Genomic DNA, 14,188 nt, shown 5'->3' on the forward strand with positions numbered 1-14,188 from the left:
ACGATGTAAAAAGCCATGCAGACAATGCATGGCTTTTTTTGTACCCTATTAAAAACAAAATTAGAGAAGGGAAAGTCATGCTTATCGTAGTTTCTCCAGCGAAGACTCTTGATTACGAGTCTCCGTTAGCGACAGAAAAATTTACTCAACCTGAGTTGGTCGAATACTCAAAAGAGCTTATCGATGTTTGCCGCAAACTGACTCCTGCTGATGTTGCCTCTTTAATGAAAGTGAGCGACAAGATTGCCGATTTAAATGTGGGCCGATTCCAAGAATGGAGTGAAACGTTTACCACGGAAAACTCACGACAAGCCATTCTTGCATTTAAAGGTGACGTTTACACAGGTCTAGACGCCGAAAGTTTATCTGAAGCGGACTTCGAATATGCTCAAGATCATCTGCGTATGCTATCGGGTCTTTATGGTTTACTAAAACCACTTGATTTGATGCAGCCATACCGTCTTGAAATGGGTACCAAGCTTGCAAACGACAAGGGTACGAACTTGTACCAGTTTTGGGGCAATGTAATTACGGACAAGCTTAACGAAGCGATTTCTGCTCAAGGTGATAATGTCCTTATCAACCTTGCATCAAATGAATACTTTAAAGCGGTTAAGCCAAAGAATTTAGATGCGCAAGTGATCACGCCAGTATTCAAAGATTGTAAGAATGGTCAATACAAGGTCATCAGTTTTTACGCGAAGAAAGCGCGCGGTATGATGGCGCGTCACATCATTGAAAACCGTGTTGAGAGCGTGGCAGACCTGACTAAGTTTGATACGGCGGGTTACTACTTTGTGGAAGATGAATCGACGCCAACAGAGTTAGTATTTAAACGTGAAGAGCAAAAATAAAGCTGATTGAGACGTAGTCTACGTTAATCTCTATCAGCACAAACGAAAAAGGGTTGGCATTGCCAACCCTTTGTTATTTTCTAGCTTGAGCTACTTGGCTCCAACAAGATTACTTCTTCTTAGCGGTTTTCTTTTTCGCTACTTTTTTCTTGTCGTCTTTTTTCTTTTTCTTCTTAAACACAGGCTTTTTGTGTTTAGGACGCATCTCTTTCACGAAACGCTCTTTGATGTCTTCTTTCACGTAGCGCGCAACGCGATCCATCATTGGTTGGTCGTGTGCTTCTACGATTGAGATAGCGTTACCTTTCTTACCTGCGCGAGCCGTACGGCCGATACGGTGAAGGTAAACATCAGCCGTGCGCGGCATGTCGTAGTTGATAACGTGTGATACATCCGGAAGATCGATACCACGCGCAGCAACGTCCGTCGCTAGCAGCACGTTCACAGTACCATCGCGGAAGCGAGAAATCGCATTGTTACGACGATCTTGCGGCATTTCACCTTGAATCCAAGAACATGGAATCTGTGCACTTTCAAGCTGCGCTCGTAGCTCAGCCAAACGCTCACGAGTCTTTAAAAAGACGATAGTGCGCTCAGCTTGCTGAGTAATAATGTGTTTTAGTAATTCCAGTTTGTGTTCAGCATCATCAGCTCGGTGATACCACTGAGCAATTTTCTTACGCTCACGCAGCGGTGATTTTGCATCAATCTCTGCTGGGTCATTCAACAGATCAGCGGTAAAGCCTTCTACGCCTTTCCCTTCTAACGTTGCTGAGAACAGAAGGGTTTGCTTACGCCAGCGACATTCGTTAGATAGGCGATCGACAGTAGGAGCAAAACCCATATCTAGCATACGGTCTGCTTCATCAAGGATTAACCATTCGATTGCACGACAATCAAAACGTTCTGCATCAATGTATTCTTTTAAACGGCCAGGTGTCGCAACCACAATGTCTTGTGTTGTTGCAAGGATGTCGGCGTGCTCTTGGTACTGAACACCACCAGTGATGGTGAAAATGTTGAGTTTGGTATTTTTTGCCAAAGCACGTGCTTGATCGGCAATTTGCATCGCCAGTTCGCGAGTAGGCGTTAGGATCAAAATACGCGCAGGCCCAGGCTTACGACGAGGGAAGTCTTGCAAGTATTGCAATGCTGGCAGGACGAAGGCGGCCGTTTTACCAGTTCCTGTTGGCGCTGACGCTAGAATGTCACGACCGTCCAACGCTTGTGGAATCGCTTCTGCCTGAATTTTTGTTGGGCGTTCGTAACCCATCTCTTCAATGGCTTCAAGTAGGTTTTGGTCTAGATCAAGTTCAGCAAAGGTTCTGATCACAATGAGTTCTCCACAAGCAAAGCTTGGTTAATGGTTCGCCACAACAGCATAGAATACAAAAAGGTCGCACATTATAAAGTGATTGGTGATAAGGATCACATGTTATTTCACATCTTAAGATAAAACTCGCGGGTTAACTGGATGAAATCATCACTATAGCCGTCATTTGAACGGATAATTAAATGTGACGTCTGCAAATCGCAAGGTCGTTTTGACAGTTCAAATAACAATCGGTGTACTGGTTTCTTTTCTGATGGTTGCACACGACAGATCCTCGATAGATACCAACCTTGGTTTAATGCTAGCTCAATGAACTGCTCGCCTTCGGTGATTGGCAAAACAAAACTAGCTCTCCCTTCGTCATCAAGCAAATGATAGCAACGCTGTAGCAATGCGTTATGGCCTAGCGTATCAGTGTGCCTCGCGGTTGCACGTTGACTGTGTTTCGATTGCTCGCCGCTGTTGAAGTAGGGCGGGTTACAAATGATGCGTTGGAATGGATGTGTCGGCGTAAAGTGCAGTATGTCGGTGTGATGCACACTTACACGATCTGACCAAGGAGACTGGGCCATATTTTTTTGCGCGGCAGCAACGGCTGTTAATTCGATATCGACCGCGGTTATTTGAGCTTCTGTAAAGCGTTGAGCACACATCAGGGCAAGCAGGCCAGTGCCAGTGCCAATATCGAGAATTTTAGCGTCGTTAGGGCTTTGAATCCAAGCACCAAGCATTACCCCATCTGTGCTGACTGGCATACCACTCTCGCCGCCCTCAATACAAAATTGCTTAAAATTGAAACCTTTAGTTTTCAGTTTTTTGTTCTTCATGATTGTTTTATATTTGCTCAATAATTAAGTGGATTACTCTATTGTTTATTAATTGTATAGATTGTTGTTTTGTTGGTTATTAAATTGTATTGTTAATTGATCGAGATAAAGAACTGGTCTGTTATTTGGATCTGGTTATATCCACTGCTTTTAAGTTTGAAAACTAAATTAATATGGTGTTTTTTTCTTAAAGGTTGCCAAATGATGAGTCTTTCGTCATTATGCGGCGAAAATTTTATAGATTGAACCACGTGTACTTATTGACTTTAGGTATACAAAAAGTGGTCTAAGCATACACAACATTCATTAATTAAAAGACAAGGGTTATCTGTGAAGCAGACGTTAAAACTAACAGATATTATCGCAGTAGGCTTTATGCTATTTGCGTTCTTTTTAGGTGCGGGCAATATTATCTTTCCACCTCTAGCGGGTCAGTTAGCGGGTGAAAACTTAATGCCAGCTATGTTTGGTTTCTTGCTAACAGCGGTAGGTCTACCTCTTATTACTATCGTTGCTATTGCTGTTGCTGGTGGTTCTTGGGATCACTTGACGCAAGATCTTCCGAAAAAAGCGGCAGTTCTTATGGCTGCACTGATTTTCATCATCATTGGTCCAGCGTTTGCAGCGCCTCGTACAGGCCTAGTGGCTTACGAGATGGCGGTGAAACCTTTCTTCCTTGAGGCGTCACAAACGCATCTGACAGCGTTCTCAGTGATCTTCTTTATCGCAGCGATGATGTTCTCATGGTTCCAAGGCCGTTTGATCGATCTTATCGGTAAAGTACTGACACCAGCATTGTTCGTTGGTTTGATCATTCTTGCTGTCGCTGTCTTCCTTGATCCTCAGGGCGATATGATTGGCGCGCACGGTGAATACCTAACGCAGCCTCTGACCAAAGGCTTCTTAGAAGGCTACAACACAATGGATACGTTCGCGTCATTGATGTTTGGCATGCTGATGGTTGACGCACTACGCGGTAAAGGCATTACTGAGCGCTCTGCAACTACTAAATATCTGATCTATGCAGGTTGTATTGCCGCTGCTGGTCTTGCGTTTGTTTACATCTCACTATTTTACTTAGGTGCGACGAGTGCAACGGTTGCTGCTGGTGCTGATAATGGTGGCCTAGTGCTTAGCCAATACGTTCAAGCGTTGTTTGGTCCATACGGTCAAATCGTTCTGTCTGTCATCGTATTGCTAGCGTGTCTGACAACCGCTATTGGCTTGATTTCTGCGTGTTCAGATTTCTTCAGCTCGAAAACACCACTGTCATACAAGCAATGGGTACTGATTAATGGTTCTGTTTGTGCATTGGTTGCAAACGTTGGTCTTGCGCAGCTGATTTCTCTGTCAGTGCCAGTATTGTTTGCGCTGTACCCTGTGGCGATTGCGTTGGTTGCACTAACATTTGTGCGTAGCAAACTGCCGAATCCACGCTTTGCTTACCGTGCAGTACTGCTTGTATCTCTGCTGTTTGCGTTGGTTGATGCGGCAAAAGTATCGGGTATTGATGTTTCTGCGTTTAACATGTTGCCATTATTCGAAGTCGGCATGGGTTGGGTGCTTCCAACATTTGCGGCTATCGTGTGCATGTTCTTCATCGCGAAACCTCGCCCAGAGCTAGCACAAGAAACCGCGTAATCACTTCGCGTTATCAAGATAATAAAAAGCCCGATGAATTACTTCATCGGGCTTTTTACTTTTTAATGATTACGTGTTTGCGCTATTAAAGCGTGTCGTGGAATTCCACAAGAACTTGTTCACACCATTTTTCGATGCGTTCATCACTCAGTTCGTACTGTGAGTCTTCATCTAACGCAAGTCCAACAAACTTGCTGCCATCTTCGATCAGTGCTTTCGATGCTTCAAATTCGTAGCCTTCATTTGGCCAGTAACCGATAAAGGTTGCGCCTGTGGCTTGCAATTCATCGTGAAGTAAGCCCATCGCATCTAAATACCACTCTCCGTAACCTTCTTGGTCACCCAGACCAAACAGCGCTACAACTTTGCCTTTCAGTGGTGTGGTCGCGATGTCTTGCCAAATCGCGTTCCAATCTTCTTGAATTTCACCAAAATCCCAAGTTGAGATGCCAAGGAGTAATAAGTCGTAGTCCGCCATTAGTGATAACGGTGTCTCTTTCACATTGTGAATGTCGACAAGGTCTTCACCAATAAGGGTACGAATTTTCTCTGCTGCCATTTCGGTGTAGCAGGTCGTTGAGCCGTAAAAGAGTCCGATTTTCATTATATTCGTCGTTATTTGTGTTGCTGTTGTGGAAGATTCTAACCATAAATTGAGGAAGATTGCAGCGAATATCCTATGTGGGATGATTTTTTATGGTATTGGATTGGCAGGTGCTTTAATCTAAATACTGTAAATATAAACAGATAAGGAAGCATTCATGACGGCACAACAGCCTGTCAATCAACAAGATTTTTCGCTTGTTGAGCAATTCTTAGATGCGATGTGGATGGAGCGTGGCCTATCAGAGAACACGTTGGCTTCCTACCGAAACGATTTAATGAAGCTGCTCGTGTGGATGGAAAAACATCGATACCGTCTTGATTTTATCAGTTTGTCTGGCTTGCAAGAATATCAAAGCCACCTTGTAGACTTAGATTACAAACAGACGTCCCGTGCGCGTATGTTGTCGGCTATTCGTCGTTTATTTCAATACCTGCATCGTGAGAAGGTGCGTGCTGATGACCCGAGTGCGCTCTTGGTTAGCCCTAAACTGCCACAACGTTTACCCAAAGATATTAGTGAAGAGCAAGTGGACGCGTTGCTCGAAGCGCCAGACCCGAATGACCCTATAGAATTGCGCGATAAAGCGATGCTAGAGCTACTCTACGCGACAGGGTTGCGTGTGACAGAGCTCGTCAGTTTGACCATGGAAAATGTTAGCTTGCGCCAAGGGGTGGTGCGCGTGACTGGTAAAGGTGGTAAAGAACGCCTGGTTCCTATGGGGGAAAACGCGGTCGATTGGATCGAGACGTTCATTCAACAAGGGCGCCCTGCGTTACTTGGTGATACATCATCTGATATTGTTTTTCCTAGTAAACGCGCAAGACAAATGACTCGTCAGACGTTTTGGCACCGTATTAAGTACTATGCTTTGATAGCAGGGATTGATACTGATCAGCTGTCGCCGCACGTACTGCGTCATGCCTTTGCCACGCATTTATTGAACTATGGCGCAGATCTCAGGGTCGTACAGATGCTTTTAGGACATAGTGACTTATCGACCACGCAAATTTATACTCACGTGGCGACTGAACGATTGAAGCAGATCCACAGTCAACACCACCCAAGAGCATAACAATGGTTAGATTCATCCATGTCTTCTTGGAAAAACGATTTTACATTAAGGTGAATTTCATGAGCGTATTACGCCGACTAACTCTGCTGACTTTACCATTTTTTGTTACCGCTTGTGGTGCAGAAGAAAGTCAGGCTCAAACGGAGACTCCTGCGCAACAAGTGGCGCCAGCTGCACAAAGCGGCTTTGATGAAGCAGCATTAAAAACTAAGTTCTCAAAGCTTGGTTTATCTATCGTTGATATTCAACCATCAGACGTCGCTGGCTTATTGGAAATTCAAACCAATGGCGGGATCCTGTTTGCTTCAAATGATGGTAGCCATTTTATCGCCGGTACGCTTTATGCCATTAATGATGATGGCAGTTACAAAGATGTCATAGCAGAGCGTCAAGCGCCGCTTAACGCCGAGAAAATTGCGCAGTTCTCCGATAGCATGATCGAATACAAAGCCGACGATGAAAAGTACGTTGTGACCGTATTCACTGATATCACCTGTGGTTACTGTGTGCGTCTGCATAGCCAAATGCAAGGCTATAATGATCTAGGTATTACAGTGCGTTACATGGCTTACCCTCGCCAAGGTGCAACTGGCCCTGTGGCAGAGCAAATGGCAACGATTTGGTGTGCTGAAGATCCGGCGTCGGCAATGCACAACGCGAAAGTGAATCGTACATTTGATAACCCTGCGAAAGACTTGAAACAGTGTAAAGAAACCATCCAGGCGCATTACAATCTAGGTCGCCAATTGGGTATTTCTGGTACGCCAGCAATCTTCTTACCGAATGGCGAAATGGTTGGTGGCTACCTACCACCTGCAGAGCTATTGAAACGTTTAAAGCAACTATAATCCTTTAGGAGCAGAGCCGGCAAAGTTGTCGGCTCTTTCAAGCATGATAGAAATTCAACGACGTCCTGAACCAGATCTTTCCCTTCTTCCTGATTCCATACCTCCGATTCTTAAACGTATCTACATCAACCGTGGGATAACGGATCTTTCACAATTAGAAACGTCGGCCCGTGGGTTGCATTCATATCAAAAACTCGGGGGGATTGAGCAAGCTGTCGATCTTTTGTTTCAGGCGATAAAAGAACAAAAACGCATCATCGTTGTCGGTGATTTTGACGCTGATGGTGCGACAAGCTCAGCATTATCAGTACTCGCGCTGCGTATGCTTGGTAGTCACAATGTGGATTACCTAGTGCCAAATCGTTTTGAAGACGGTTATGGGTTAAGCCCAGAAGTCGTTGACCAAGCGTTAGAGCTTGGCGCTGAGATGATCATGACGGTGGATAACGGCGTCTCATCAATCGAAGGTGTGCGTTACGCAAAAGAAAATGGCATTACCGTGCTCGTTACCGATCACCACTTACCAGGACAAGTGTTGCCTGATGTGGATGCAATGGTGAACCCAAACCTTGAGAGCTGTAGCTTTCCATCTAAAGCGCTTGCGGGTGTGGGGGTCGCGTTTTATCTCATGATGGCACTATGCGTTCATATGCGAAAACACAATTGGTTTGCAGAACAGGGGATGCAAGAGCCCAAGTTGATGGAACTGATTGACCTTGTTGCACTGGGTACCGTCGCCGACGTCGTTCCATTGGATGAAAACAACCGCATTCTTGTACACCAAGGCTTGCAACGTATTCGTGCTGGCAAAGCGCGTCCCGGCATCCAAGCATTAATTGAGGTCGCGAAGCGCGATGCGCGTCGTTTAGTTGCGTCTGACTTTGGCTTTGCTTTAGGTCCACGTATTAACGCTGCAGGTCGTCTTGATGACATGTCTTTCGGTGTTGAACTATTGATGTGTAACAACATCCACGCTGCTCGTCGCATGGCAAGTGAATTGGATGGCTTGAACCAAACTCGTAAAGAGATTGAAGAAGGCATGAAGCAAGAAGCGATGGCTTTCTGTGAGCGCCTTCAGTTTGGTGAAGGCAATGAGCTTCCTTATGGCTTAGCCTTATTCCAGCGTGATTGGCACCAAGGTGTGATTGGTATTTTGGCTTCGCGCATTAAAGAGAAGTTTCACCGTCCAGTCATTGCATTTGCTGATGGCGGAGAAGGGACGATTAAAGGCTCGTGTCGTTCTATTCCGGGGCTACACATGCGCGATGCGTTGGATTTCATCGACACACAAAACCCGGGTTTGATCATCAAGTTTGGTGGACACGCCATGGCAGCAGGCTTAACGATTAAAGAGCAGGATTTTGAGCGTTTCAGTCGTTTGTTTGATGAAGTGGTAAAAAAGGAACTCGATGAAGCGGCGCTAAAAGGCGTGATCATGTCAGATGGTGAACTTAAGCCGGAAGAGTTCTCTATGCATGTTGCTGAACAGCTGCGATCGGGTGGCCCTTTTGGACAAGCCTTCCCTGAACCAATCTTTGATGGTGAGTTTAAAGTACTGCATCAAAAGCTGGTGGGTGAGAAGCATCTTAAATTGATGTTAGAGCCGCTTTATAAAGGTCACCCTACCAATGTGATGATCGACGGCATTGCATTCAATGTTGATCTACGCCGATGGCCAGATGCATCGGTTAAAACAGTACGTCTCGCGTATAAGCTGGATGTGAATGAATTTCGTGGTAATCAATCATTGCAATTGATGATCGACCATATCGAAGCTAAGTAATACCTAGATTAACCTTTCTTATAGAGTACGGTTGCCCCTAAGTGGGCGTAAAATTTTATGACCGTGCTCTCTCTCACCGCAATCTGATTTCTCATCCGAAATTTTCCTGTATCTCGGTCACATTTTTCAGTAGAATTTCTCGGTTAAATTCTATTCTAAAATGTTGAGTAAACATGTTTGAAATCAATCCAATTAAAAACCGTCTGCAGGACGTGTCTCAGCGCACAAATGTCCTGAGGGGGTATCTTTGACTATGACGCGAAGAAAGAGCGTCTAGAAGAAGTCAACGCAGAACTTGAACAACCAGATGTATGGAACGAACCTGAGCGTGCGCAAGCACTGGGTAAAGAGCGTGCATCACTAGAAGCGGTTGTTGAAACCATTGATCAACTAGAGCAAGGTGTGGAAGATGTAGAAGGTCTTCTTGAGCTGGCTGTAGAAGAAGAAGATCAAGAAACATTTGACGAAATTGAACCAGAACTTGCTGAGTTGGAAGAGAAGCTAGAAAAGCTTGAATTCCGTCGTATGTTCTCTGGCGACCACGATAGCTCTGATTGTTACATCGATTTGCAAGCAGGTTCTGGTGGTACAGAAGCACAAGACTGGACTAACATGCTGCTGCGTATGTACCTACGTTGGGCAGAAGCGAAGGGCTTCAAAGCTGAAGTGATTGAAGTCTCTGAAGGTGAAGTCGCGGGTCTTAAGTCGGCAACAGTTCGCATCTCTGGTGAGTATGCGTACGGTTGGTTACGCACTGAAACGGGCGTCCATCGTCTTGTTCGTAAATCTCCGTTCGATTCAGGCGGTCGTCGCCATACGTCATTTGCTTCTGCGTTCATCTATCCAGAGATTGATGAAAACATCGACATCGACATTAATCCTTCCGACCTACGTATTGACGTTTACCGTGCGTCAGGCGCAGGTGGTCAGCACGTAAACACCACAGAATCTGCGGTACGTATTACGCACGTACCTACGAACACAGTGGTTCAGTGTCAGAATGACCGTTCTCAACATAAGAACAAAGATCAGGCAATGAAACAGCTTCGAGCGAAGCTATTTGAGCTTGAATTGCAAAAGCAAAATGCGGAAAAACAAGCTAATGAAGACGCTAAGTCTGACATTGGCTGGGGTAGCCAGATCCGTTCTTACGTATTGGATGACTCACGTATTAAGGACCTCCGTACGGGCATTGAAAACCGTAATACTCAAGCGGTTCTTGATGGCGATCTGGACAAATTTATTGAAGCTAGCCTGAAATCAGGTCTATAAAGCTTTTCACCGACAAAAACAGGATACATCGAAAATGACTGATGCTGTTCAAAACGAAACTGTACTAGAAGAAAATAAGCTGATTGCTGAACGCCGCGCTAAACTGGATGCAATCCGAAAGAGCTGCAAAGCGAACGGCCATCCAAACGACTTCCGTCGTGACGCACTAGCGGGCGACCTTCAGAAAGAGTTCGGTGAAAAGACGAAGGAAGAGCTAGAAGAGCTTAACCACGTAGTAGCAATCGCTGGCCGTATCATGGCTAAACGTGGTCCATTCTTGGTAATTCAAGAAACTTCTGGCCGTATCCAAGCTTATGCTGACAAAGCGGTTCAAAAAGTACTTAAAGAAAAATACCAAGGTCTAGATATCGGTGACATCATCGGTGTTAAAGGTGCACTTCATAAGTCTGGTAAGGGTGACCTATACGTGAACATGGAAGAGTACGAGTTGCTAACCAAAGCACTACGTCCACTTCCAGAAAAGTTCCACGGTCTAACTGACCAAGAGATGCGTTACCGCCAACGTTACGTTGACCTGATCGTTAACGAAGACTCTCGTCAAGCGTTCGTAGTACGTTCTAAAGTAATGTCTGCAATCCGCAACTTCATGATCTCTAAGCAGTTCATGGAAGTTGAAACGCCAATGATGCACGTTATCCCTGGCGGTGCGAGTGCGCGTCCATTCATCACGCACCACAACGCACTAGACATGCCAATGTACCTACGTATCGCGCCAGAGCTATACCTGAAGCGTCTAGTTGTTGGTGGTTTTGATCGCGTATTCGAAATCAACCGTAACTTCCGTAACGAAGGCCTTTCTCCACGCCACAACCCAGAATTCACAATGATGGAATTCTACATGGCGTACGCAGACTACAAAGATCTGATGGACCTAACTGAAGAACTACTAAGCTCAGTGGCGCAAGAAGTTCTAGGTTCAACGTCAATGCCTTACGGTGATGAAACGGTTGAGTTTGGTGGTACTTACACTCGTATGAGCATGTTCGAAGCAATCAAGCACTACAACCCAGACCACGCGCAAATCCAAGCGCTAACAGAAGAAGACCTACAAAACCGTGATCTAATGGTTTCTATCGCGAAATCTGTTCACGTTGAAGTAGAACCTTTCTGGACATGCGGTCAGCTTCTTGAAGAGATCTTTGGTGAAACAGCAGAACCTAAGCTAATGCAGCCTACGTTCATCACTGGTTACCCAGCAGATATTTCTCCGTTGGCTCGTCGTAGCGATGATAACCCGTTCTTTACAGACCGCTTTGAGTTCTTTATCGGTGGCCGTGAAGTAGCGAACGGTTTCTCAGAGCTTAACGATGCTGAAGACCAAGATGCACGCTTTAAAGCACAGGTTGAAGCGAAAGAGTCTGGTGACGACGAAGCAATGTTCTACGATGCAGACTACATCACTGCTCTAGAGCACGGCCTACCGCCAACAGCAGGCCAAGGTATCGGTATCGACCGTTTGGTTATGCTACTGACTAACACGCACACTATCCGTGACGTGATCTTATTCCCTGCAATGCGCCCGCAAGCGTAATTCGATAGGATGAGTAAAAAAACCACCTTCGGGTGGTTTTTTTTTGCCTTTTAGTTAAGGTAATTCAAGTTGTTGCACTTGCCTTTTAATGGGATATGCAAATAAACATTCGCCAAATCTCAATCTATTGCATAGTCTTAATACTGAGACAGACGTGAGGGGGCGGAGTCTCGATAATGTTACCCGCTCGCAAAGATAAGTTTGTGGCACAAAATTTCTATTAACAATGAAAAAGGGTTAGAGAATGGCTGGGCAGTTTAAGATGGATTCCATCCCGGGATCGCTTGTGGTAGTTGGCGGTACTTATGAGCCTTGGTTATCGGTACTGGAGCAAGTGGGCTGGAAGTGTCATCAAGTAGGTGACTTACGCAAAGCTAATACGCTGTTAGAAGATATTGGTCCATGTATCGGTATTGTTGATCTCAGCCATGACGAGTTCAGCTTGAATGGTTTGGCGAACTTAGTCAGCTCTCACAAACACGTACGTTGGTTAGCGTTTATTCGTGAATCTCAGCTTGGCACTGACACCATATGCCAGTTCATTGTTAACTTTTGTATCGATTTTTTCACAGCGCCGATCCCAGATGCACAGTTATTAAGCACAATAGGTCACCAGCTTGGCATGCTTAAATTGGAGAAAAAAGTTTGGCCTAGTTTTGGTAGCAGTTTAGATATGGGTTTGATCGGTGAATCTATCCCGATGAAACGTTTACGCGATCAAGTGAAGCGCATTGGTCCAACGGACGTCAGCATTCTGATTTCTGGGGAAAGTGGGACTGGTAAAGAGGCGGTTGCTAGGGCCATCCATAAAGTCTCTTCACGCTCTCATAAACCGTTTATGGCAATTAACTGTCGCGCACTCAATGAACAACGTTTCCAAGCTGAAGTATTTGGTATTAACGCCGATGAAGATATGGAAGCATGCCTGCTTGAACAAGCAGATGGTGGCACCGTGTTGTTTAATGACATTCTTACCATTTCAAAAGAGCAGCAAATGAATCTGCTGAGATTCTTGCAAGAAGGCACCATTGATACCAAAGATGGCGTAAAAGCGGTTAACGTGCGTATTCTTGCTGCTAACTCGTCGGATGTTGAAAAAGCTTTGATTGACGGTGACTTCAATGAAGAGCTTTACCATTACATCAACGTTCTGCGCATCAATGTCCCTAGCTTGAAAGAACGTGCGAGTGACATCGCATTGCTGGCTCGTTTCTACTTACAAGAGTTCTCAAAAGAGTACAACTCGCAAGCAAAAAGCTTTTCTGAGGATGCATTCAAGGCACTGACACGTTATTTCTGGCCTGGAAATGTGCGTGAGCTGATGAACCAAGTGAAGCGAGCGGTATTAATGTCCGACAGCGTAATGATTGAAGATCATCACTTAGATTTACCTCAACGTAATGACTCAAAGCGCAGCTTGAAATCAATCCGAGAGAAGAGTGAACGTGATGCGTTGCTGGTTGTTTTGGAATCTCATTCTGGTCAAGTTTCAAATGCGGCGAAAGAGCTCGGAGTTTCGCGTGCAACCATGTATCGACTACTTAATAAACATAACTTGATTTCCGAACAAGCCATGTAGTTGGCCTTTCCCTGTGTTAAATAGGCGAATAAATACAATAAAAGAGAGTGGCCACAGAGCTGCTCTTTTTATTTTTGTTTGGTTTGATTTATAAAATCCGCAAATTTATATATTCCTCAGGTGAATATGTTATACATAAAAGTATATGAAACTAAATTGCGGTGTATTGATTTGTTTTTAATCAAAAAGGCAAAAAATGTTTGATATATATTCATCAAAGCTTACAATTTAACCGTAACTCAATGAGTTATACCTTTCATAAACGGATTAATTTTTAGCTAGGAGGCGCAAGATGAAACATTACGTTGTTAACACCACTGCTTGCGCTGATCGTATGCCTATCGCTCCGATAACCCTTAAATCGGATGATACCAATACCACTGGCTCACAAGATAAAAATTAATCCGTAACCTATCATATTTATTACTAGGCTGCGGGAAAGTAGCGGCTTAGTATCAACAGAATATTTCTGTTCATTTTACGCACTATTTTTCCCAGTCGAATACATCGATAATCGGAGAAAATATTATGCGTCACTCTATTTACTTACAATTGGCCACTTTGCTATTGAAAGCAGACCTTAAACGCGAAGAAAAGCAATGGCAGCGTACCATACGCCGAACTGCTCATGATATTCCATGGACGAATGTTCATCTATTGAGGGATATTGGTTTAGATCGCGATGGTCGTTCTACACGTGCCAATGTTCCGGATGCAGTAAAAGTTGAACGTCGAGTTCGTCACCTTCGTCGAGTCTTAACGTCGCGAATAATGACGTAATCGTTAGCGTGTTGGGCTGACTGAGTTGCTAACGAGTCAT

General features: G+C 44.7%; 12 protein-coding genes. 9 read left to right on the plus strand and 3 right to left on the minus strand.

What is annotated here, in order from left to right; all coding sequences use genetic code 11:
• The first annotated feature begins 77 nt into the window (after positions 1-77).
• A complete protein-coding gene (yaaA, locus tag R7Z41_RS13555) occupies positions 78-854 on the plus strand; it encodes a peroxide stress protein YaaA (protein WP_225477660.1) in 777 nt (258 codons plus the stop codon).
• Positions 855-963: 109 nt separating this feature from the next.
• Here the strand turns inward: yaaA and srmB are convergent, their stop codons facing one another.
• Together srmB and R7Z41_RS13565 are read right to left on the minus strand one after the other, a co-directional pair.
• Entirely contained in the window at positions 964-2,187 is a 1,224-nt protein-coding gene (srmB, locus tag R7Z41_RS13560) for an ATP-dependent RNA helicase SrmB (protein ID WP_005381797.1), read from the minus strand.
• A gap of 107 nt (positions 2,188-2,294) precedes the next feature.
• The gene (locus R7Z41_RS13565) at positions 2,295-3,014 is read right to left on the minus strand and encodes a tRNA1(Val) (adenine(37)-N6)-methyltransferase (protein ID WP_053306891.1); all 720 of its coding nucleotides are present in this window, start codon (positions 3,012-3,014) and stop codon (positions 2,295-2,297) included.
• A 330-nt stretch (positions 3,015-3,344) separates the two neighbouring features.
• Between R7Z41_RS13565 and brnQ the strand changes: the two genes are divergently transcribed.
• Positions 3,345-4,655 carry a branched-chain amino acid transport system II carrier protein gene (gene brnQ / locus R7Z41_RS13570; protein WP_005381792.1) on the plus strand — a complete coding sequence of 437 codons (1,311 nt, stop codon included), beginning with the start codon at positions 3,345-3,347 and terminating at the stop codon, positions 4,653-4,655.
• Positions 4,656-4,740: 85 nt separating this feature from the next.
• On the opposite strand, the gene fldB is transcribed toward brnQ, so the two are convergent.
• On the minus strand, positions 4,741-5,259 hold the full coding sequence (gene fldB / locus R7Z41_RS13575) for a flavodoxin FldB (RefSeq protein ID WP_005381790.1): 519 nt from the start codon (positions 5,257-5,259) through the stop codon (positions 4,741-4,743).
• 157 nt (positions 5,260-5,416) lie between these two features.
• Between fldB and xerD the strand changes: the two genes are divergently transcribed.
• The 7 genes from xerD (at position 5,417) to R7Z41_RS13610 (ending at position 14,148) form a co-directional block, all read left to right on the plus strand.
• Positions 5,417-6,334 (plus strand): site-specific tyrosine recombinase XerD, encoded by a 918-nt coding sequence (gene xerD, locus R7Z41_RS13580; RefSeq protein WP_005381788.1) that lies wholly within the window; start codon positions 5,417-5,419, stop codon positions 6,332-6,334.
• Positions 6,335-6,393: 59 nt separating this feature from the next.
• Positions 6,394-7,182, plus strand: coding sequence for a bifunctional protein-disulfide isomerase/oxidoreductase DsbC (dsbC, locus tag R7Z41_RS13585; protein ID WP_005381786.1), 789 nt, complete (start codon positions 6,394-6,396; stop codon positions 7,180-7,182).
• A 43-nt stretch (positions 7,183-7,225) separates the two neighbouring features.
• Entirely contained in the window at positions 7,226-8,965 is a 1,740-nt protein-coding gene (gene recJ, locus R7Z41_RS13590; RefSeq protein ID WP_017821504.1) for a single-stranded-DNA-specific exonuclease RecJ, read from the plus strand.
• Positions 8,966-9,138: 173 nt separating this feature from the next.
• A protein-coding gene (gene prfB, locus R7Z41_RS13595) for a peptide chain release factor 2 (protein ID WP_100068604.1) occupies positions 9,139-10,237 on the plus strand; the annotation gives its coding sequence in 2 pieces (ribosomal slippage) (positions 9,139-9,213 and positions 9,215-10,237; 1,098 coding nt in all).
• A gap of 34 nt (positions 10,238-10,271) precedes the next feature.
• Positions 10,272-11,789 (plus strand): lysine--tRNA ligase, encoded by a 1,518-nt coding sequence (gene lysS, locus R7Z41_RS13600; protein WP_005382861.1) that lies wholly within the window; start codon positions 10,272-10,274, stop codon positions 11,787-11,789.
• A 244-nt stretch (positions 11,790-12,033) separates the two neighbouring features.
• Positions 12,034-13,368, plus strand: coding sequence for a cyclic-di-GMP-binding transcriptional regulator VpsR (vpsR, locus tag R7Z41_RS13605; protein ID WP_005385970.1), 1,335 nt, complete (start codon positions 12,034-12,036; stop codon positions 13,366-13,368).
• A 528-nt stretch (positions 13,369-13,896) separates the two neighbouring features.
• Positions 13,897-14,148, plus strand: a complete 252-nt coding sequence (locus tag R7Z41_RS13610; RefSeq protein WP_005381776.1) for a hypothetical protein — start codon at positions 13,897-13,899, stop codon at positions 14,146-14,148.
• Positions 14,149-14,188 lie beyond the last annotated feature (40 nt).

The sequence above is a fragment of the Vibrio sp. 1457 genome (genome assembly GCF_033340195.1).
In the GTDB taxonomy this organism is placed as follows: Bacteria; Pseudomonadota; Gammaproteobacteria; order Enterobacterales; family Vibrionaceae; genus Vibrio; species Vibrio alginolyticus.